The organism is Acinetobacter sp. ASP199, from assembly GCF_022700675.1.
Classification (GTDB): Bacteria; Pseudomonadota; Gammaproteobacteria; order Pseudomonadales; family Moraxellaceae; genus Acinetobacter.
The window spans coordinates 1113422-1135537 of the sequence record NZ_CP062182.1 but is presented as its reverse complement, the minus strand read 5'-3'; the positions used below and the strand labels follow the sequence as shown (position 1 = coordinate 1135537).

Sequence of the window (22116 nt, the reverse complement as noted above, 5' to 3'; positions counted from 1 at the left end):
TTCGGTAAAATGAAATTCTCATATTCTTAAGCAACTTTTGGCGCCCGCTGTCTTGCCTGGATCAAATCCACAGCTTTTTCTGCAATCATCATCGTTGGTGCATTGGTGTTGCCATTCACGACCGATGGCATGACCGAAGCATCAATCACCCGCAGATTTTGAATACCATAGACGCATAGTTCAGGATCGACCACAGACATATCATCAACGCCCATCTTACAGCTACCAACCGGGTGATACACCGTATCTACCCGATTACGCAGAACTTCCCGGATATCCTCATCATTTTTCACATGAGCCGTAAATAAATCCTGCTTATACAAACTGGAAAGCGATGGTGACTGCATCAATTTTTGTGTCAGTTTAAAGCCTTGAACCAGATCCTCCAAATCGCGTTCATCGTTCAAGAAATTTGGATCAATAAGTAATGGATCATGAATATTTGGTCCGCTCAGTTTAATCGAACCACGGCTGCGTGGATTTAATAAACACACATGACAGGAAATGCCGTGACTGCTACGGAATTTACGTGCATGATCATCTACTAATGCCACCACGAAATGCAATTGCAGATTGGGAATTTTCAGTTCTGGCGAACTTTTGATGAAACCGCCACATTCAGCAAAATTGGATGCAATCATGCCGCGGCGTTCACTGCGATATCGCCCAATCTGCTTAAACATATCCAGTGAACCTGACATGGAGACCCCGAAGGTTCCAGCAAATTCCTTGACGCTGTAGCCAAAAATAAAATCGGGATGATCATGAAAATTCTTTCCGACGCCAGGCAAGTGATGTTTGAGTTCGATGCCATGTTGTTTTAGTTCTTCAGCATCCCCAATACCCGAAAGCATCAGGATGTGTGGAGATTGCATGGCACCTGCCGAGAGCAAGACTTCCTGCCGTGCTCGTAACGTTTTTAACTGCCCGGCATGTTGCACTTGGACACCAACTGCGGCTTTTTGTTCGATTATAATTTTATGCGTGGTGGCTTTAGTCCATATGGTTAAATTCGGACGATTCAAATGTGGAAACAGATAAGCTCGAGCTGCGCTACAGCGCTCACCATTGTCATGAGTCACCTGATAAACGCCTAATCCTTCCTGCTCTGCAGCATTAAAATCATCCAGCACTGGATAGCCCTGCTCACGTGCTGCCTGTAAATACCGCTCATGGAAAATACTGTCTGTTTGCACATCTGATACATGCAAAGGACCTGCATTGCCATGATATTCATTCTGAATACGGTGGTTATTCTCAGATCGGATGAAATATGGCAATACTTCATCATAAGACCAGCCGGTACAACCTTGCGCTGCCCAATCATCATAGTCGGCACGATTGCCACGGATATAAATCATGGCATTAATGGCCGATGAACCACCTAAACATTTCCCTCTGGGCTGATAGCCTTTACGTCCATTCAATCCTTTTTGAGGAACGGTTTCAAAAGCCCAGTTGTTAATTTTGGTGGGTAAACTCATGACACAGGCTGCCGGAATATTTACCGTCCAGGCATTGCCATGCCCCCCTGCTTCTAAAAGACATACAGAAATATTGGGATCTTCACTGAGACGGCTGGCCAATACGCATCCTGCACTCCCTCCACCAATAATGATGTAGTCAAATTCCTGCATTTTTAGTTATCCATGTTTTATTTCTTATAAGAACAACTTATGCCATTTTTCTTCCAAGAACAATGGATAGGCAGAATGTATCAGTGAAAATTCATGATTATACAATCAGGGCTTTATTTGCCCTCAAAAAACTCAACGTATGAGACTCTGACAACGCACCAATGTTAGCTCGATCTCATCCTTAAACTTCAGCATTGGCCCCCACCAAAAGCCTTTTTTCGTTTCAACCCGCAGATCTTTAAAACTGCGTTGAATACCTTGATCCAGTAGCGTAGAACCTGAGCTTTTTAAAAGTTTAATACCCCAAACGGTATAATTAGAATTGACCAAAACTTCGATCGGCAATTTCATTTGCTCTGGTTTTTGCTCATCCTTTTGATACCACACCGTGATTTGTGGCACTTGCAAATAGAAAAAATCCATCTGTTTGATTCGATCATATTCATCCGTCCATTGTTGCTGTGATTGATAAATTTTTGAATCAAATGAATAGTGACAAATGTCTACTTTAGATTCATATTGCATTTTCGCACTTGCAATCCTTGGCTGTGCTTGAACAGTACTGAATGAGCTCATACTCCACATCAGTACTGCGAGAATCATCACGATTTTAACATTCAACTGTTTCAACAAAACTTGACTCACTGCGTTTGATGGCGTGCCAGTAACTGGTCACTTAGTACGGTATAGACCTCAGCCAAATCTGATCGCTTCATCTCGCTTAACATGGCTTGATGCATCATCAAGATATTCTGATCCCCTCGCATGGCTGGACCTGTCTGCATCTGACGTGGCTCATTCTGCGTCGCTTTATTCGTTGTTTCCAAGATCAATGGATAAAGCAGACTAAAATCCACTTGCTGTGCTTCTACGACCTGTTTGGCCATGTCATAACAGTAATTACTAAAATTACAGGCAAAGACTGCAGCTAAATGCAGGCTCAAGCGTTGCTCTGAGCTATAGAGGTAGACTCTATTGCTTAGGCTATTTGCTAAATGCTGAAGAGTTTTCTGGTCTTCGGAATCATGCGCTTCGATAAATAAAGGCGTATTTTCCCAATTAACCTCACGTTCCAGACTAAAGGTTTGTAAGGGATAAAATACTCCCGCACGTGCATGGATCTGTTTCAACACATCTACATGGGTACTACCAGACGTATGTACGATCAAGTTGTGCTGCAAATGTGGATGAATCTGTTCGATGACGCTAGCAATAGACTGGTCACTCACTGCAATAATGATCAGATCCACACGATTATCCAACTGCTCAGGTCTCTCAATTGCCTGCGCCTGAAATTGATCTGCCAATTGCTGTGCCTTTTCTAAAGTCCGGCTATAGATCTGCACAATCTCATGTTGTACTGACAATACGCGGGCAAGATGATAGGCCACTCGCCCTGCCCCAATAATGCTAATCCGCATCTGTTACTCATCCTGATCAATTGTACACAGCATGCCAATAAAAAAAGAACGAAGCAATTCGTCCTTTTTATTTTGGTCAATTTATTTAAATACGTTATCTAAATAAACCGTTCTTTCAGTCTTAGATTTATACTTTCTGTTTTACACCCTGGTCATCGACTGCACGTACAGTTCCGGTATTAGTATTCATAACTTCAAACGCAATACGACGATTCTTATAACGGTCAACGTCTTTAGCATTTCCCGCATTTGGCTGAGCTGGCCCCATGCCTACCGCACTTAACTGTGAAGGATCAACCCCCTGTTCCACCATATAGGTCACAATTGCCTGCGCACGCTGTAAGGACAACTGTTTATTGAGCTCTTCATCGCCTTGAGCATCTGTATGCCCAATCACTTGCAAATTCACATGTGGTGCACGTTTAATTAAAGCTGCAGCCTGATTCAGAATTGACTGATTGGTTGCCGGGATTTCAGTTGAGCCTGGAGCAAAGTTGATTGCTTGCAGATTTAAAGCGGTCGCAACATCTAAAGCCCGGATTTGTTCTATGGGCATACTTGCCAACACTTTTTCAGCTTCATTGCTCGGCGTATTAACTGCCTGTGCAGTGCTAATTGGCTTTTGCGTCATGACGGTCATATTTTTTGCCAGCTGGCGAATTTCACCTGCGATACGTTCAGCATCGGCTGAATTACCGGCTTGCACAGAAACCTGATTTCCCTCCCAATGCAAGCTGGCATTTGGCACACCCTGCATTGCTTTTAATACAGATGGAATCGTATCCTGATCGATGAATTCAGAATGGTAATTATCATTATTTTCTGAACCACAGCCGATATTGTAATTAAAAATCTGTTTGATCTCATTTTGTAGAATTTCCATATATTGAGGATCATTAATCTGTACCTGACAGCTCGTGATCTGCCCTTCACTTCCCGTACTTAATTTTAGAAATGCAGTTTCAGTTGCCACTGCTTTAGAGGCATTTTGCATATCCCGGATATCATCCGGATCATCATCACGTGTGCAGCCCCGGAAGAAGAACATAATTAAAGCAGCCACGATGATAAAGGCAATGACCGGAATTAAAAAACGTGATCTTCTTTCTTTTTGAATCGCCGGTTCAACAGGTTCAGGATCAATTCCGGGTACAGGCGTTGGATGATGATCGACCAGTGGTGATGCACCTAGGGCAAGTAAAAGCGGCGATGCCCAAGTCGGCAGTGCTTTTTGAATTGCATCATTATTGGTTTCAATTACATAATTAATTGCATCAGGATGAGAGGCATCTGCTTCTGTTTTTAGATACTCAATGGTTGGTTTAGTCGAACGATTTAAGGTCTGTTCAAGTTGTTCTTGTGACACGCCATCTGACAGGCTCGCCAGATGATCAAGCAGACGCTGTTTGATTTCTGGTTTTTCTGTGAATAATTCACTGATCTTTGGATTTAATTGCTGACTGAGGTTTTCTACCTGTTCCGGATGCACACGCAATATGCTCAGGAAAATAGGATAAAATTGAGCCAGTGCCTGCTCTTTGGCAGCGACATACTCCGTTTCGCCTTGCAGCACAGTCGGAGTGACATTACGTTTTAATCGTTGAATCAGGTTGTCATTCATAAAGTCACCATTCTTTTGATTTTTTAATGATTAATATTTATTCAGTTTAAGGCCCGATCTTTTTAGAAAATGTAAATAGTTGTATGGAAATCATAACGTTTCACTAGTGCTAGTTAATGATATGTTTACCAAAATAAAAAAAGTCAGCCGAAGCTGACTTTAATTAAAACAATCATTAACTGATTTATGCAGACACAAAGCTTTGTAAAACTTTTCCTTTAACCTTTTGATTGATCAATGGCGTATTTTTACCTTGTGACACAATACTCTCTTTCGTTAGAGTCCATTCCAGTTCCGGATCAACCAGTACCCAACCTGATTCATTCATCCAGCGCTCTTGCATTTTAGCGACCTGAGCAGGTGCAAATGTCACTTTCTCTACCCATTCTAATGGACTGAACAAACCTTCATTAATCAGTTGCAAACCAAATGGAACGAAGGTATCAAATGCAGTAAAGCCAGGCTGCGTTTCTGCAAACGGCGCCATTTTCGCTGAACTGCTGAGTGGTTCATGATGCGTACAGATTGCATCAATCACACCAGACTTCACACCTTGGCGTAATAGTTCTTTATCTGATTCAGAACGCAATGGCGGACGAACATGAGCCAGCGAGTTGAAGCCGTCAATCAGTGCATCGGTCAAATGCAATTGATGCATCGCTACATCACAAGTCACAGGTAGACCTTTTTCTTTAGCAATACGAATCAGTTCTACTGAGGCGCCGCAAGACAATAAACCAAAGTGTGCACGGACTTTAGTCGCTTCAATCATCAGCAAGTATTTAGCAATCGCGACTGTCTCTGCCAGTGCTGGAATCATTGGTAAACCTTGACGCGATGCCACGAAGCCTTCGTGTACACAACCATCTTTAGCAATTTGTGGTTCTTCTGCATAGAACACCACAGTCATGTCTAGACCCGCTGCATATTCAAGCGTACGAAGCACAACATCATCGTTGGCAAAAGGTGCATTTGCGTTTGAAACCGCGCTACAACCACCTTTTTTCAAGCCCGCCATATTTGCAGGTTGATTGCCTTGTAAGCCTTGGGTTTGTGCACCAATCACTTGTAGATAAATACCACCATCCAGCATGGCTTTTTCAACCAGACCGTGAATTAAGGCGCCATTATCCTGCACGATTGGCTTTGAATCTGGTGGCGTAAACACATGCAGAATACCGTTTTCACGCGCTGCTTTGCCTTCAGATTTTAAGGTACCATGCTGTTGCTGACCTGGCTCACGCAGACGTGCGCACAGATCGACCATCGTAGGCATCAGCCATTTACCTTGACCATTAATGGTTTCTGACAAATTTGCAGTTTCAGCAATACGTTTACCATTTTCCAGGTAAACTGTTTGTACGCTGTCAGTTTTTTCGATTGGGTCTAGAACTCGAACATTCTCAATTTTAACAATAGACATGACTTATTCCTTATACCGCAATCGCTTCAATCAAACCCTGTTCCTGGAGCTGGCCCTGCATTGAAAGTGCCAACACCGCCATACGTACTGCAATCCCGTTGGTTACCTGATTCAGAATCACTGACTGTGGACCATCTGCAATACTGGAATCAATCTCCACACCACGGTTCATTGGACCTGGGTGCATGACGATGCAATCCGGTTTTGCCAGTGCCAGACGTTCTTTATTCAGACCATACATTTTGTAGAATTCAGCTTGTGAAGACAGCGCCGGTGAATCAATACGTTCGTTCTGAATACGTAAAGTAATAATCACGTCGCAGTCTTTGATGCCATCTTCCATATTATTGAACAGACGAACTTCTGGACCGTAATCATCGAAGCCATAAGGAAGTAAAGTATTCGGCGCAATAACACGGATATCTTTACAGCCCAAGGTTTGCAAGGCTGCGACATCAGAACGTGCTACGCGTGAATGCTTGATGTCACCAATGATGGCAATTGAAATATCTTCAAAGTTCTTTTTGGTCTCACGGCGAATGGTGAGCATATCTAGCATGGCTTGGGTTGGATGGGCATGACGGCCATCACCCGCATTAATAATTGCCAGATTTGGACAGACATCTTTGGCAATAAAATGCGCTGCACCAGAAGATGAATGACGTACTACGAAAATGTCCGCTGCCATTGCTTCAAGGTTCCACAAGGTATCGCGCAGCGTTTCACCTTTAGAGGTACTTGAACGTGCGATATCGATATTAAGAACGTTAGCAGAAAGGCGCTTCGCAGCTGCTTCAAAAGTGGTACGAGTACGGGTAGAGTTTTCAAAGAAAAGGTTCATTACCGTTCGCCCTTCGAGCAAATTATTGGTAATGAGCTGATTTTGGTCATTAAAAAAGGACGCCGCGGTGTCCAGTATTTTTGTAAGAGTTTCTTTAGAAAGACCTTCGATAGTCAAGAAGTGTTTTAGATTGCCTTCTTTATTGAGTTGAATCTGGCTCGGTGTATGCAATGCAGCCAAGTGCATGAGAGATTCCTTATACGTTAAGTCAACGTATTATACAGAGATTCACTCCTGTTCGCACTTGGGAAATCGGCTACTTGTACAAAAACCGACTTGATAATAAAAATTGATTTTAAAATTCCTATGTATTTTTTCAATAAGATAATTTAACCTTTTTCAGGTTGCTGTTTTTGCATGCAAAAAATGAGTGCTTCAGTCTGGAGCATCCGCACTCATAACCAGCTTAGCGCAATGCGCCAATATAACGGTGTGCAACCTGGGCGCGATAAATATCTTCTTCTGTAGGTTCTACGACAATCAAGTCATCTTGAACATGCTGGGTTGTATCCATTAAAGATTCATTCTGATCCATAGAAAGATCGAAAACCTGTCTTAATTTTTCTACCAGTCGCGATAACTCCTCATCTTGAGTTGCTATAGCCAGCTCAATCACATGCTTTGCATAGTCTTTATTTTCAGACAGGTAAATTGCATCAATCACACGACCTGAAACACGTCTTAAACGCGCATAAATTAAAGTTGCAATTGAAAAGCTATCCCCATTCACCATTTTAAACCCCCAATTATTTTAATAAATGAGACTGTAACCCCTCCCCAGTGGCCACAGTCTCATATCGTATAAGGAGCAATTTTCATACCAATTTAGTTCACTTATCATGTATTTAATATTTATTTCATGGTAGCGGGTTTGTTCAGGTGAAATTTCAAAGCCAATCGAAACAATTTCAAAAGCTTTAAAAGGCAAAATACGGTAAACTGAGCGCAGTTTTTTATTTATTTTTTCCGGTCTCTCTATTTTATGAATACCTCTTCACGTTTAAGCAATTATTGGGTCACCTGTGCCGATGGTCTGGAAACCTTATTAGAAGAAGAAATCAAAGGTTTAGGTGTTCAGGATATTGAACGTTTCCCGGGTCGTCTGACCTTTAAAGGTACACTGGAAAATGCCTACCGCATCTGTATGTGGTCTCGTCTGGCTTCTCGTGTCCTGATGCCCATCCACACGCATGAAATTGAATTCTCCCATGATGCGCGTGATGTGGCTGAAGAGCTTTATGAAGGTGCGATCAGCTTTGACTGGTCACTGATTTTTGCACCACAAAGTACCTTCGCGATTCGTCTGCATGTCGAACGTGAGATTAAGGTGAATACCCAGTTTGCCACTTTGCGTGCGAAAGATGGTGTCGTGGATTCCTTTATGGAAGCCGTGGGTAAACGTCCAAGTATCGATACCAAACAGCCAGAAATCACCATGTATATTCTGGCTGGTAAAAAAGCCCATACCTACTGCCTAGACCTTTCTGGTGATTCGCTGCATAAACGTGGCTATCGTCGCTTTATGACTGAAGCACCAATCAAGGAAAACCTGGCAGCGGCGATCCTGCAAAAAGGCGGCCTGAAAGACATCAACCCGGATATCGTGGTTGATCCAATGTGTGGTTCAGGGACCTTTATTATTGAATCTTTAATGATTCTGACTGATCGTGCACCAGGTCTGGTACGTCGTTTCGGCTTTAACGGCTGGAATGGTCATAATCATGAATTGTGGATGGAAATCAAAGCCGAAGCTGCTGAACGTCATAAAGCTGCGCTGGAAAATCCACTACCAAAATTCTATGCCTTCGATGCAGACTGGGAAGCAGTAAAAGCGACCAAGCAAAATATCATTGCGGCAGGTTTTGAATCGGCACTCGACCAGATCATGATCGAAGAACGTACTTTAAATGACTGGCCTGATTTTCAGGCTGAAGGCAAGAAAGTCTTCTTCGTGACTAACCCACCTTATGGTGAGCGTTTAGGTGACAAGGCTTCTAACCGTGCATTGTACTTGGGTCTGTCTAATCTGTTGCAAAAGAATTTCCCGAATCAAAAAGCAGCCGTCATTGCCTCACAAGTTGAACAGGCAGATGTCTTGGCGCTCAATGATCCACAAATTCTACGTCTGATGAACGGTAAATTACCAATTTATATCCGTTTCGGTACAGTTAAACCGGCTGCAGTGGTACGTCCATTCCTGGAAAGCTGGCAGCCGCAGCAATTCGAGCCAATCGAAGGTGCCATGGAATTTGCCAACCGTCTGACCAAGAATATGCAAACCCTGAAAAAATGGGCGGTGAAAGAAAATATTCACTGTCTACGTTTGTATGATGCAGACTTGCCTGACTTTAATGTGGCGGTAGACCTGTATGGGGAGCGTCTGCATGTTCAGGAATATGCACCACCGAAAAAAATTGACCCTGAAAAAGCCAAAAAACGTTTTAACCTGGCTTTACAGGCGATTCGTGCTGTGACTGGTTTGGGCCGTGATGCAATCTTTATCAAGACTCGTGCCCGTCAGGAAGGTAAAAACCAGTACACCAAACAAAGTACTGCATCTAAGCGTTTTATCGTGCAGGAAAGCCAAGCCAAAATTCTGGTCAACCTGACCGATTATCTGGATACTGGCCTGTTCCTGGATCACCGTCAGATGCGTCTACGCATTGCTAAAGAAGCCAAAGGCAAACACTTCCTGAATCTGTATAGCTACACCTCTACAGCCAGCTTACATGCAGCCCTAGGCGGTGCAGCAAGTACCACCAGCGTGGATTTATCTAATACCTATCTAAACTGGTCGAAAGAAAACTTTGTTCTAAACGGTTTAACTGTAGATCACGCTGATGAGCAACATCAGTTCTTTGCATCTGACTGTTTCGAATGGCTGAAAGAAGGTCATGAGCAATATGAGCTGATCTTTATCGATCCACCGACATTCTCGAACTCGAAGAAATTCTACGGAACCTTTGATGTACAGCGTGACCATGTTTCGCTACTCAAGCGTGCCATGAACCGTTTAACCACGGATGGTACTTTGTATTTCTCAAATAACTATCGTGGTTTCGAAATGGATGAAATGATTGAAGGTTTATATGACGTAGAAGAAATCACCCATGAAACCATCGGTCCTGATTTCAAGCGTAACCAGAAGATTCACCGTGCATGGAAAGTCACCCATCCAAAAATGTAATACGTGAATATGAGATAAAGAAAAACCCAGCCTAGGCTGGGTTTTTCTTTTCTGAGAATACCGAATTAATTAAGTTTCATCTTATCAAAGACCAATTCACCATTTTCGGCGCTCACCACAATGGTATCGCCTGGGTTGAATTTGCCTTCAAGGATGTTTTGCGCCAGACCATTTTCAATGCGTTGCTGGATCGCACGTTTCAGTGGACGCGCACCATATAAAGGATCGAAGCCCACATCAATTAACTGATCAAAAGCACTATCTTCCACAGATAAGCGCAAGTCGCGTTCTGCCAGACGTTGACGTAGACGATTCAACTGGATATCGGCAATACCACGGATCTGTGCTTTTTCCAGTGAATGGAACACGACCAGTTCATCAATACGGTTAATGAATTCTGGACGGAAATGTTCCGATACCGCATTCATTACCACGCTACGCACTTCATCTCGGGTCGCACCGCTGCCCAGCTCACGTACATCGCTTGAACCCAGGTTAGAGGTCATTACGATGACGGTATTCTTGAAGTCCACCACACGACCTTGTGAGTCAGTCAGGCGGCCATCATCCAGCACTTGCAACAAGATGTTAAATACATCCGGATGCGCTTTCTCTACTTCATCGAACAACACCACGCTATATGGTTTACGACGTACTGCTTCAGTCAGCACACCACCCTCTTCATAACCGATATAGCCCGGAGGGGCACCAACCAGACGACTGACAGAATGTTTTTCCATAAATTCCGACATGTCGATACGGATCATTGCATCGTCACTGTCAAACAGGAAGTTCGCCAAGGCTTTGGTCAACTCGGTCTTACCCACCCCGGTTGGACCCAGGAACAGGAATGAACCACTTGGACGGTTTGGATCAGACAATCCAGCACGTGAACGCCGGACTGCATTCGACACTGCCACGACAGCTTCATCCTGACCGACCACACGTTTATGCAGGAATTCTTCCATATGCAACAGTTTTTCGCGTTCACCTTGCAGCATTTTTGCCACTGGAATACCAGTTGCAGCACTTACCACTTCTGCAATTTCATTGTCAGTGACTTTGTCACGCAGCAGTTTTGGCGCTTCGCTTTCTTCAGCTGCTTCAATACGTTCCAGCTGCTTCTGCAACTCAGGAATCACGCCATACTGATAACGTGCCGCTTCTGCCAGATCACCTTCACGTTGGGCTTTTTCTAGTGCAATACGGGCTTGATCCAGTTTCACCTGAATGTCTTTATTGCCCGCAACCAGCGCCTTGTCTGCACGCCAAATTTCTTCCAGCTCGCTGTACTCTTTCTCAACGGTTGCAATCTGATCTTCCAGATATTTCACTTCAGATTTTGCACCCGAATCTTCATCTTTTTTCACTGCTTCCAGCTGCATTTTTAGCTGAATCAAACGGCGTTCAAGTTTATCCAGCGCTTCTGGCTTAGAATCCAGCTCCATTTTAATACGTGAAGCTGCCTCATCAATCAGGTCAATCGCTTTGTCCGGCAACTGACGGTCAGTGATGTAACGATGTGACATTTTCGCTGCAGCAATAATTGCAGAATCCAGAATCTGCACCCCGTGGTGGGTCGCATAGCGATCTTTTAGACCACGCAGGATTGCAATGGTATCTTCTACACTCGGCTCATCCACCAATACTTTCTGGAAACGACGCTCTAAAGCCGCATCTTTTTCAATGTACTGACGGTATTCATCCAAAGTTGTCGCACCGACACAGCGCAGTTCACCACGTGCCAATGCTGGTTTCAGCATGTTACCGGCATCCATGGCACCATCACCCTTACCTGCACCCACCAGCGTATGCAGCTCGTCGATGAACAGGATGATTTCACCTTCGTGTTTCGCCAAGTCTTTCAGGACAGCTTTTAGACGCTCCTCAAACTCACCACGATATTTGGCACCAGCGAGTAATGAACCCAAGTCCAGAGATAAAACACGTTTACCTTTCAGACCTTCTGGAACTTCACCATTGACGATACGTTGTGCCAGACCTTCTACGATGGCAGTTTTACCTACACCGGGCTCCCCGATGAGAACCGGGTTATTTTTGGTACGGCGCGACAGGACCTGAATGGTACGGCGAATTTCATCATCACGACCAATCACTGGATCCAGCTTGCCCTGTCGTGCACGCTCAGTCAGGTCAATAGTGTATTTATTTAAAGAGTCACGCTGATCTTCATGATTATTGCTCATGACTTTTTCATTGCCTCGAATTTGATGAATGACTTGCTTTAAGGTCTCGGCTTTAACCCCTACCTCACTTAAAAGTGATTTGGTTTTGCCTGTTTCCGCTAGTGCTAACAATACCCAGTCGGTAGAAAGAAATTCATCCCCTGCCTTTTGGGCAAAACTGTCTGCCAGATGCAAAACTTTCGCTGCTTCAGGACTCAGGTTAATATCACCGGTGGACTGGCTTAAAGTCGGCGCATTACTCAGGGCAGTTTGCAGCTTGGTCTGCAAATCACGTAAGTTAGCACCTGCCTGTTGCAGCAGACTGACATTGGATGATTCATCTAACAAAGTTGCCAGAATGTGAATACCGTCAATAGAAGCATGATCTTTACCCATTGCCAAAGATTGTGCATCTGAAAGGGTTTGCTGCAGGCGATTTGTAAATTTCTCAAAGCGCATTATTGTTATTCCTCACAACAAATTTTTAACTTAATTTATATATGGGAGCATGCACACAAATTTCAAATAAATTTTTATATATTTTTCAAAAACTTAATATAAATATTAGGCAGTCTTCAATAATAATATTGGTGTAGTCCAATCATATTTCAAGTGAGGTCAGCAGAATTTTTCATGAAGCCATCAACTTAATTCAATGAAATAGAAAAAGCCTTTATTAATAAAGGCTTTTTACAAAATGAGATTATAAAAATTATGGTGCCGGATTCGGCTGTTGACGGTGAATTGCCTCAATACCTTTCAGTACTTCCTCAGACAGGTCTACTTCAAAAGCCTGAATATTTTCTTTTAGCTGATCCAGGCTGGTTGCGCCAATAATTGTACTGGTCACAAAGAACTGTTGCTTAATAAATGCCAGTGCCAATTGGGTCAGGCTCAAACCATGCTGCTCCGCCAATTGTGCATATTGCTCCACTGCCCATTCACTTTCCGGATTGCTATAACGGCTAAAGCGTGAGAATAAAGTCACACGGGCATTGGCAGGGCGCGCACCATGGCGGAATTTACCCGTCAGATAACCAAAGGCCAGTGGTGAATATGCCAGCAAGCCAACACCTTCATATTTGGCAATTTCTGACATCCCAATTTCATAGCTACGATTAAGCAAGTTATATGGATTTTGTACGCTGACAAATTTGGATAACCCCAGTTTCTCTGCCAGATGCAGAAACTTCATGGTGCCCCATGGGGTTTCATTGGATAGACCAATATAACGAATACGACCTTGCTTGATTTCATTATGTAAAGCAGTCAGTGTTTCTTCCAGATCCGTTACTGTACGATCCTCTGCTGCTTCAGCATTGCCATAGCCGAGCTTGCCAAAGAAATTGGCTGGGCGTTGTGGCCAATGCAGCTGATACAGGTCAATATAATCAGTTTGCAAACGTGCAAGCGAATGATCAATCGCAGCAGAAATCTCTGAAGCCACAAACTTGGTTTGACCCTCACGAATATGACTACCGCCCTGAGATGGTCCGGCAATTTTAGAGGCTAAAAACAGTTTGTCACGACCTCCACGTGATGCAATCCAGTTCCCGATAATACGCTCTGTGGCACCTTGGGTTTCCGGTTTGGGTGGTACTGGATACATTTCTGCGGTATCCCAAAAATATAGTCCTTGATCCAGCGCATAATCGAGCTGTTCAAAAGCTTCTTGTTGGGTATTTTGCTCACCAAAAGTCATGGTGCCTAAACAGATTTCTGGAAGTAAAATGCCGGTATCTGCAAGTGGTTTGAATTGCATGAATAATCCCTGTCTATTCTAGATTCGACTTATCGTAATAAAGTGCATCTAGAGTATAGAAGGAAAGCAACAGGCTGAAATCATCTTTTCTGAGAAGTTTGTTCTGATTTGTGATGTTGCATTTTCTGCAGGCATAAAAAAGCAAACCCTGAGGTTTGCCCTTTTATCAAAATCCTAGCTTAATCTTCAGACTCATCTTCAGCTGGTACTTCGTTCTGTTCCAGTGATGCATCAAAGATCAGAATCGCTTTACCCTCAGTTTCGATCATGCCTTGCTCTTCAAGCGTTTTCAGCACACGACCCACCATTTCACGGGAACAACCCACGATACGGCCGATTTCCTGACGGGTGATACGGATCTGACGACCATTTGGCAGAATCATCGCTTCAGGCTGAGCTGAAAGATCGATCAGGCAACGCGCAATACGACCAGAAACATCAATAAATGCCAGGTCAGTTACTTTACGCGTCGTATTCTTCAGACGGCGAACCAGCTGGGCAAATACCGCATAACTCAAGTCAGGATATTGCTTGCTGAGTTCATGAAAGTTTTCGTAGCTAATCTCTGCAATTTCACAAACATCACGCGTACGAACTTCTGCAGTACGTTGTGGATTTGCTTCGAAAAGACCCATTTCCCCAAAGAAGTCTCCCGCATTTAAATAAGCTACCACAATCTCACGCTCATCATCTTCACGAAGAATGATAGACACAGACCCCTTCAGAATTAAATACAGAGATTTAGATTCTGTTCCTGCATCAACGATCGTTGTACGTTTTGGGTAACGGTTGATATATGCACGTTTTAATAATGCCTTCACGGATTCTGGTAATTGCCCCGGAGAAAGTGCATCTGTGCTTAATTGTGAAAAGTTTGAAGTCATGCTTAACAGTTCCAAATAAGGATAATTTTTAGATCGCACAAGACCTAATGTGAACTTGTCACACAGTGGGAATGAAATTCCTTATCAACCCAATTTATGTTAGTGTACAGTTACTTCGTAAATTTATAGCTTTTTTTAGGTAGTTGCAATGCAAACAAGTGTACATTGGCTAGAGAATGTTGCTTTTGAAGCAAAAACTCAAAGTGGTCATACTGTGATTATGGATGGCTCACCAGAATACGGTGGTGAGAACCGTGGTCCTCGCCCAATGGAACTTCTATTAACCGGGTTGGGTGGTTGTGCTTCGTTTGATATTGTCACCATTTTAAAGAAAGCACGTCAGGACATTACCGATGTTCGCTGTGAATTGAATGCAGAACGTGCCGATGCCATTCCTGCGGTATTTACGAAGATTCACCTGCATTTTGTGGTGACCGGTAAAGGTATTAAAGAAAAGCAAGTCGCTAAAGCAGTCGAACTGTCTGCCGAGAAATACTGCTCAGCCAGCAAAATGCTGTCTGATGGTGGCGTAGAAATCACTCACGATTTTGAAATTATTGAAGCTGAATAATCTAGTTGATGTAATTATAAAAGCGGTCCTGGTGACCGCTTTTTCTTTGACTATCATTAGATGTTTGGACAACACCATTTAAGTCGATGTGGAAGTCAAATAAGTTGAACCATCTTCAAAAATTAACTGCTTTTCAGGCAGTCTTAAAGCCCCAAGATGATGAGCATACTCAGCTTGTTGCTGTCGGTCACGATAACGCCTGCCCACTGAATAGTCGACACAGAATACATTCTGCTGCTGTCCAAACCATTGCAGGGCATCAATGTGCTTAAACAGACCGGATTTTTCTTCGGTGGTTTTAAAGTTTCGCCAATAATGGCCAATCACGACAGGTATCGTATCTGTATAACACTCCCACCATGGCAAACGATCAATCATGCGCCAGCGTCCCCCTGCATAGACTGGACGTTGCGCAATTTTCTCTGCACCTGAGCTTAAGGTACGAATCGGATTTTGCATCTGGTCGCGTAACTCTTTCTCAGCGATATATTTTAATAAGGGAATGCTAGCTGCTGGATCCTTGAATTGTCCCTGATATTGCTGCTGTTTGCTCTGGATATATTCATCAAAGCCCAAAGTCTGCAACTCAAGTTCATTTTTCAGGACAAAATGGTCATAAGCCTGTCTAATTGAATTAAAAGGAACAGATTTCAGTTGTTGAATTGCTTGTGTATCCCAGCAAGCATGCACAATTCTTAAATGGGGTGCATCTAGAGCCAAAGGCAGGCTGTTTAGAAATTCTAGAATCCATGCACGATCCTGAATTGAAGCCTGAACTGAATCAAAAGTTTTGAGATCATCCTGATGCGGTGAACCAAAAAACCAGCCATTGCCTTCCCGTAGCGTATCGGTTAACAAGTTGATTTCATGATTACCCAGAATGCATTGCGCATTGCCATTTTCTATCAAGGTTTTAACCTGCCTGATGACAGCGATACTGTCTGGTCCACGATCACACAGATCTCCGACAAAAATCAGTTTACGCTGTTCAGGATGATAGCCCTCTAGATCGTAGCCCAATACTTGTAATAATTGTTGTAGCGCATCGATCTCACCATGAATATCGCCAACAATATCCACCGGACCATCAAAAGTCTGCTGTATGAATATCTGATTACTCATGGCTCTACCCTACCCAGGTCAATAAAACCTTTTTTTAATATAGCGCTTATACTTTAAATCAATATAACAAGTTCAGAATTATTTTTTAATCATTTCGATTATTCAATCAAATGACGATAGATCAGAAACTTAACTGAAATCTCATTTCTTCATTTCTTATCTAAATGTATATCTAAAAACAATAAAAAACCGGCGCCTAAGCACCGGTTTTATTCACTTTACGAGCTTTAAAGCTAGTACAGCCTGATTAAGCGTTTAGTGATTCAACGATCTGATTCAATGTAGCACTTGGACGCATTACTGCATTTACTTTCGCAGGATCAACCGCGTAGTAACCACCGATATCTACAGTCTTACCTTGAACTTCGTTCAATTCAGCAACGATTTTCTCTTCATTTTCAGCAAGAGCTTGAGCAATCGGAGCAAATTTTGCTTTCAATTCTGCATCTTCGTCTTGCGCAGCAAGCTCTTCAGCCCAGAATTTAGCCAGGTAGAAGTGGCTACCACGGTTGTCAAGTTCACCAGTACGGCGTGAAGGTGACTTACCGTTGTCTAGAAGTAGACCTGTTGCTTGGTCAAGTGTTTTCGCAAGAAGTTTCGCACGAGCGTTGTCTTCTTTAATGCCAAGCTCTTCTAGAGATACAGCAAGCGCCAGGAATTCACCTAAAGAATCCCAACGTAAGTGGTTTTCTTCAACAAGCTGTTGTACGTGCTTAGGAGCAGAACCGCCTGCGCCAGTTTCGTACATACCACCGCCCGCCATTAACGGAACGATAGAAAGCATTTTCGCAGAAGTACCTAATTCCATAATTGGGAACAAGTCAGTCAGGTAGTCACGCAGGATGTTACCAGTTACTGAAATAGTATCTAGGCCACGAGCAACACGCTCAAGTGTATAACGCATCGCACGTACTTGAGACATGATCTGGATGTCTAGACCGTCTGTGTCGTGATCTTTCAAGTATTTTTCAACTTTCTTGATCAATTCATTTTCGTGTGGACGGTACGGGTCTAACCAGAAGATTGCTGGCATACCAGAGTTACGTGCACGTGTTACAGCAAGTTTTACCCAGTCGCGGATCGGTGCGTCTTTCACCTGACACATACGCCAGATATCGCCTTCTTCCACGTTTTGAGACATCAACACTTCACCAGTTTCAATGTCAGTGATGTTCGCAACACCAGCTTGAGCAATTTCGAAAGTCTTGTCGTGTGAACCGTATTCTTCAGCTTTTTGAGCCATCAAACCAACGTTAGGTACAGTACCCATTGTACGTGGGTCGAAGTTACCGTTCCACTTACAGAAGTTGATCATTTCCTGGTAAATACGCGCGAATGTAGATTCAGGCATTACTGCTTTACAGTCATAAGGCTTTCCGTCAGCACCCCACATTTTACCGCCACCACGGATCATTGCAGGCATAGAAGCATCTACAATTACGTCGTTTGGTGAGTGGAAGTTGGTGATGCCTTTCGCAGAATCAACCATTGCCAAAGCAGGACGGTGTTCTTGACATGCGTGTAGGTCTTCGATGATTTCTTCACGTAAAGAAGTTGGAAGTGTTTCGATCTTCTCGTAAAGACCCGCCATACCGTTGTTTACGTTAATGCCGAGTTCGTCGAATAATTTACCGTGTTTTTCAAACGCTTCTTTGTAGTAAATTTTCACACAGTGACCGAATACGATCGGGTGTGAAACTTTCATCATGGTCGCTTTAACGTGTAAAGAGAACAGGATGCCAGCTTCTTTACAATCTTCTAATTCTTTTTCATAGAAGTCACAAAGCGCTTTTTTGCTCATGAACATCGAGTCGATGATTTCACCGTCTTGAAGCGCAACTTTTGGCTTAAGAACAATGGTTTCACCAGATGCAGTAACCAATTCCATTTTCACGTTACGCGCGCGGTCTAAAGTCATAGACTTTTCACCGTGGTAGAAGTCACCTTCGTCCATATGTGAAACGTGAGTTTGTGACCACTGTTTCCACTCGCTCATAGAGTGCGGATGTTTTTTCGCGTAGTTTTTAACTGCAGTTGGGGCACGACGGTCAGAGTTACCTTCACGTAATACCGGGTTTACAGCAGAACCTAGGCATTTTCCGAAACGTGCTTTAAGTGCTTTTTCTTCTTCAGTAGTTGGGTTTTCTGGGTAATCAGGAATTGCATAGCCCTTAGACTGAAGCTCTTTAACACATGCTGTTAACTGAGCTACAGAAGCACTGATATTAGGAAGTTTAATAATATTTGTGCTTGGATCTTGTGTAAGACGGCCTAGCTCAGCAAGGTTGTCAGCTACTTTCTGTTCTTCAGTCAGGTAGTCTGAGAATTCTGCGAGCACGCGTGCTGCAACAGAGATGTCAGTTTTGACAATCTCAACGCCAGCAGGCTTAGTAAAGGTCTCAATGATCGGCAGTAGCGAGTAGGTCGCCAACAATGGCGCCTCGTCGGTCAGTGTGTAAATGATTGTTGACTTTCCACCAGCCATATATAGCCCCTTGCGTTTGATAGAGTTTTGAGGATCAAGCTTTTGACTCAGACCCTGTGAACCGATATGTTTGCATTAAACCTTGAGAGTATCGTATCTCCTTGCTTTACAGTCAACGAAATATCATTTCAAGTTGTGATTTTGCTGAAAAATTATACAATTTGTTGCAATTTTCTATTGATTATAATCCAATCAATTTCCTCATCTTTCATATACAAAAAATCTATTATTCTTATTCTGCTTATTTTTAAAGAATATTTAGCAGTTTTTTTAATATATAGTTTTTTTAGAGCTGATAAGTTCTAATGAATCCTTAGGTTTACTCAGGGTATTCACCGTATAGAAAATAGCTTTTTTATGAGTACCTTTACTTTAAAAAGCTAAATAGACTATTCATCATTATCATTTTTAGCACTATTTCAGGGTAATCAAAGTTTTTAACTATTAAAAGAGACAAAAAAACGATGAATGGTTTTATTCAGTGTTGGACTTAATGACAGACTACTTGAAACATCTTGGTCAATTTAAACAAAATCTGAATATGTTAGCGAAAATGATGATTTTACTGTTTTTAATTTTATTCTGATTATAGTGTTTTAGATGAATAAATCGGCAAATTTAAGCTAAAAAATCTCTGTACACGACAAATTTCACAGAACCCTTATCCTATCAGGATTCTGCTTTCTTAAAATTGCCAAAATTTCCTTAAACTCTTCTTTTTTCCCAAAACCAATTAAACGCTGAATCGCCATTTGAACATAGTCTAAACCATAGCGAAATAAACTCATTGAGAGTCGTCCATGCTTCTTTATTTTTATCGCTTTTTTTTGATTATGTTGCCATTCACCCGTTAAGTAACACCAACAGAAGCTTATAGCTAACACCGCAATCAATTTTTTCACTCGTCTAGGGTCTGTCAAGCGCGTATTTTCAAGATTAAACCCGCGTCCTTTGAGACAACTGAATAAGGTTTCAATTTCCCAGCGTAATGCATAATCCTGAATAGCATTGGCATTAAACTGAGGAGAAACGACGAGTAAAAGCTCTCCATTTTCTAACTGTAGTGCACTTATATATAGTTTCACCCGACCAACCAAAATCCGTCGTTTACGACATTCAATTTGACCAACTTTAAGATGGCGAAATAAATCACTAATTTTATGATTCTTTCCTAAATGATTGGTGACAATGAAGTTTTTTTAACACGAATGCAGAAGTTGATGTCTTGTTCAATTAACCATGTAAACCACTGCTCACCGATAAACTCTCTGTCTGCGAACACATTCACAATACGGTCTTTACCAAAAATGGCTATAAAGCGTTGAATCAAAGCAATACGCTCTTTCGTATCTGAATTTCCACGTTTATTAAGCAATGTCCAAAGGATAGGTATCGCTATTCCACGATAAACGATTGCGAGCATCAGGATATTAATATTTCGTTTTCCCCATTTCCAATTGGTTCTATCTAAAGTCAGTTGCACTTGGTCGAATGAAAACATATTGAAAATCAACTGAGAAATTTGACGATAATCAAAATACTGACCTGCAAAGAAGCGCTGCATACGTCGATAAAATGATTGTGGTAAACACTTGATGGGCAAGGCTTTAGATGCAGAAGAAAGATTACATGTTTGCTTTAAAATAATCACAAGCATGATGAGCGCAAAGCACTTTAAATGTGACTTGTTCCATTTTAGAGATTTGTTTAAGATAAGATATAACTCATTGAGATGTGTCATAGTATTCGTCGTTAGAAAACAATTATTGTGACATTATTTCAATGAGTTATCTATTTTTGTCGTGTACAGAGCTAAAAAATATACTTTTTTATTTATTAGTAATCTACTCCAGGATTGTAATTTTGAGATGTTCATAAGGGGTGTTGCTCTACTTTTAACACAATAAATTATTGTAGATATTTGTTATAAAAAAGCCTTCAGCTATGAATAGTGAAGGCTATAAAAAATCATGTTTATAAAAACCACTTGAAAGGCGAGTTAGAACAATTCAAGCAAATTAAAAATAGTGTTAGCTATCAATCCACATCCTAGCGCTCACGTTCTGATGGAGGTAGATTGATTTAATATTAAAGGAGCAATAAGTCTTGTGTTCATTGCTCTTTTCCATATTTATGAATCAGCGTTAATGCTTAGGCTATTTTCCCGATTATATCTTTTATTCACTGACCTCTGTAGCGTCCAGGTCGATGATTAATCGCCAGAAAACTTCCCATAATCACTGCTGCCAGAATTGACCAGAGCACTTTATCAAATGGGACAATCCAGAGCGCAAGTAGCACCACAATACAGTCAATCACCATCTGCACATTGCCTGCTTTCATGCCCCACTTTTCCTGCGCATACAGGGAAATAATGGTTGCGCCACCAAGGCTGGATTTATGTCGAGCCAAGAATAGCACGCCGGTTCCCATCAGAAAGCCACCTGCAATCGCGGCAAAAGCTGGATGCAGATAATCAATCTGCAAATACTGAGGGGCAATAAAGGTAATCAGCGATAGTAAAGCGACAGAAATAAAAGTCTTAAATGTAAATTCCCTTCCGATATATTTCCAGGCAAACCAGTAAAAAGGAATATTGATCACAAAATAGATCAGACTGAAAGACCAGCCTGTAGCGTAATGCAGCACAAAGGCAAGCCCAGCGGTACTTCCTGTCAATAAACCCGCCTGAGCAAACATGGTCATACAGATACTGACAAACAGAGAGCCTGAAAATAAGGCTTGTAGGTCTTCAAACACAGTATGTTTTCTGGTCTCCTGCGGTGCAGGATGATGCGTCGGGTAAATCACCCGAGGATTAGATTGAATTGCCATATGCGCTAACCTTTAAAACTCTTTTCCGCTTGTGGCGAAGCCGAGGGTTTAATTTAGGCTCTGCACTTCTGGCACAGAACCCGACAGTATATTGTTATTGCAATTTGTTTGCCAGCAATAGGTACTAAAACTGATTTTTAT

The 22116-nt window shown here is 42.4% G+C and carries 16 protein-coding genes; 2 read left to right on the top strand and 14 right to left on the bottom strand.

What is annotated here, in order from left to right; genetic code table 11:
- Nucleotides 1–26: 26 nt before the first annotated feature.
- From IHE35_RS05250 to IHE35_RS05220, 7 genes are all read right to left on the bottom strand, one after another.
- Entirely contained in the window at nt 27–1637 is a 1611-nt protein-coding gene (locus tag IHE35_RS05250) for a choline dehydrogenase (RefSeq protein WP_242789604.1), read from the bottom strand.
- Nucleotides 1638–1769: 132 nt separating this feature from the next.
- Nucleotides 1770–2282 (bottom strand): hypothetical protein, encoded by a 513-nt coding sequence (locus IHE35_RS05245; RefSeq protein WP_242789603.1) that lies wholly within the window; start codon nt 2280–2282, stop codon nt 1770–1772.
- Nucleotides 2279–3058, bottom strand: a complete 780-nt coding sequence (locus tag IHE35_RS05240) for a DUF2520 domain-containing protein (RefSeq protein WP_242789602.1) — start codon at nt 3056–3058, stop codon at nt 2279–2281. Before IHE35_RS05240 ends, IHE35_RS05245 begins: the two co-directional genes overlap by 4 nt.
- A gap of 127 nt (nt 3059–3185) precedes the next feature.
- Nucleotides 3186–4679, bottom strand: coding sequence for an OmpA family protein (locus IHE35_RS05235; RefSeq protein ID WP_242789601.1), 1494 nt, complete (start codon nt 4677–4679; stop codon nt 3186–3188).
- Nucleotides 4680–4863: 184 nt separating this feature from the next.
- A complete protein-coding gene (locus tag IHE35_RS05230) occupies nt 4864–6102 on the bottom strand; it encodes a dihydroorotase (protein WP_242789600.1) in 1239 nt (412 codons plus the stop codon).
- Nucleotides 6103–6112: 10 nt separating this feature from the next.
- Entirely contained in the window at nt 6113–7129 is a 1017-nt protein-coding gene (locus tag IHE35_RS05225) for an aspartate carbamoyltransferase catalytic subunit (protein WP_242789599.1), read from the bottom strand.
- 220 nt (nt 7130–7349) lie between these two features.
- Nucleotides 7350–7676 carry a hypothetical protein gene (locus IHE35_RS05220; RefSeq protein WP_242789598.1) on the bottom strand — a complete coding sequence of 109 codons (327 nt, stop codon included), beginning with the start codon at nt 7674–7676 and terminating at the stop codon, nt 7350–7352.
- 249 nt (nt 7677–7925) lie between these two features.
- Here IHE35_RS05220 and rlmKL point away from each other — a divergent pair, with 249 nt between their 5' ends.
- A complete protein-coding gene (gene rlmKL, locus IHE35_RS05215; RefSeq protein WP_242789597.1) occupies nt 7926–10130 on the top strand; it encodes a bifunctional 23S rRNA (guanine(2069)-N(7))-methyltransferase RlmK/23S rRNA (guanine(2445)-N(2))-methyltransferase RlmL in 2205 nt (734 codons plus the stop codon).
- A 65-nt stretch (nt 10131–10195) separates the two neighbouring features.
- Here the strand turns inward: rlmKL and clpB are convergent, their stop codons facing one another.
- The 3 genes from clpB to crp form a co-directional block, all read right to left on the bottom strand.
- Nucleotides 10196–12775, bottom strand: coding sequence for an ATP-dependent chaperone ClpB (gene clpB, locus IHE35_RS05210; RefSeq protein ID WP_242789596.1), 2580 nt, complete (start codon nt 12773–12775; stop codon nt 10196–10198).
- A gap of 253 nt (nt 12776–13028) precedes the next feature.
- The gene (locus IHE35_RS05205) at nt 13029–14078 is read right to left on the bottom strand and encodes an NADP(H)-dependent aldo-keto reductase (RefSeq protein ID WP_242789595.1); all 1050 of its coding nucleotides are present in this window, start codon (nt 14076–14078) and stop codon (nt 13029–13031) included.
- Nucleotides 14079–14257: 179 nt separating this feature from the next.
- Nucleotides 14258–14962: a cAMP-activated global transcriptional regulator CRP gene (crp, locus tag IHE35_RS05200; protein ID WP_242789594.1), complete on the bottom strand. Its 705-nt coding sequence runs from the start codon at nt 14960–14962 to the stop codon at nt 14258–14260.
- 148 nt (nt 14963–15110) lie between these two features.
- On the opposite strand from crp, the gene IHE35_RS05195 reads away from it, so the two are divergent.
- Nucleotides 15111–15533 carry an OsmC family protein gene (locus tag IHE35_RS05195; RefSeq protein WP_242789593.1) on the top strand — a complete coding sequence of 141 codons (423 nt, stop codon included), beginning with the start codon at nt 15111–15113 and terminating at the stop codon, nt 15531–15533.
- Between the two features lie 78 nt (nt 15534–15611).
- Here IHE35_RS05195 and IHE35_RS05190 read toward each other — a convergent pair whose 3' ends face one another.
- The 4 genes from IHE35_RS05190 to IHE35_RS05175 form a co-directional block, all read right to left on the bottom strand.
- Nucleotides 15612–16655: a metallophosphoesterase gene (locus IHE35_RS05190; protein ID WP_242789592.1), complete on the bottom strand. Its 1044-nt coding sequence runs from the start codon at nt 16653–16655 to the stop codon at nt 15612–15614.
- A gap of 247 nt (nt 16656–16902) precedes the next feature.
- Nucleotides 16903–19140 carry an NADP-dependent isocitrate dehydrogenase gene (locus IHE35_RS05185; RefSeq protein WP_242789591.1) on the bottom strand — a complete coding sequence of 746 codons (2238 nt, stop codon included), beginning with the start codon at nt 19138–19140 and terminating at the stop codon, nt 16903–16905.
- A 650-nt stretch (nt 19141–19790) separates the two neighbouring features.
- A protein-coding gene (locus IHE35_RS05180; protein ID WP_085940648.1) for an IS4-like element ISAba1 family transposase occupies nt 19791–20881 on the bottom strand; the annotation gives its coding sequence in 2 pieces (ribosomal slippage) (nt 19791–20341 and nt 20341–20881; 1092 coding nt in all).
- A gap of 440 nt (nt 20882–21321) precedes the next feature.
- The gene (locus IHE35_RS05175) at nt 21322–21975 is read right to left on the bottom strand and encodes a YitT family protein (protein ID WP_242789590.1); all 654 of its coding nucleotides are present in this window, start codon (nt 21973–21975) and stop codon (nt 21322–21324) included.
- Between the last annotated feature and the right edge of the window lie 141 nt (nt 21976–22116).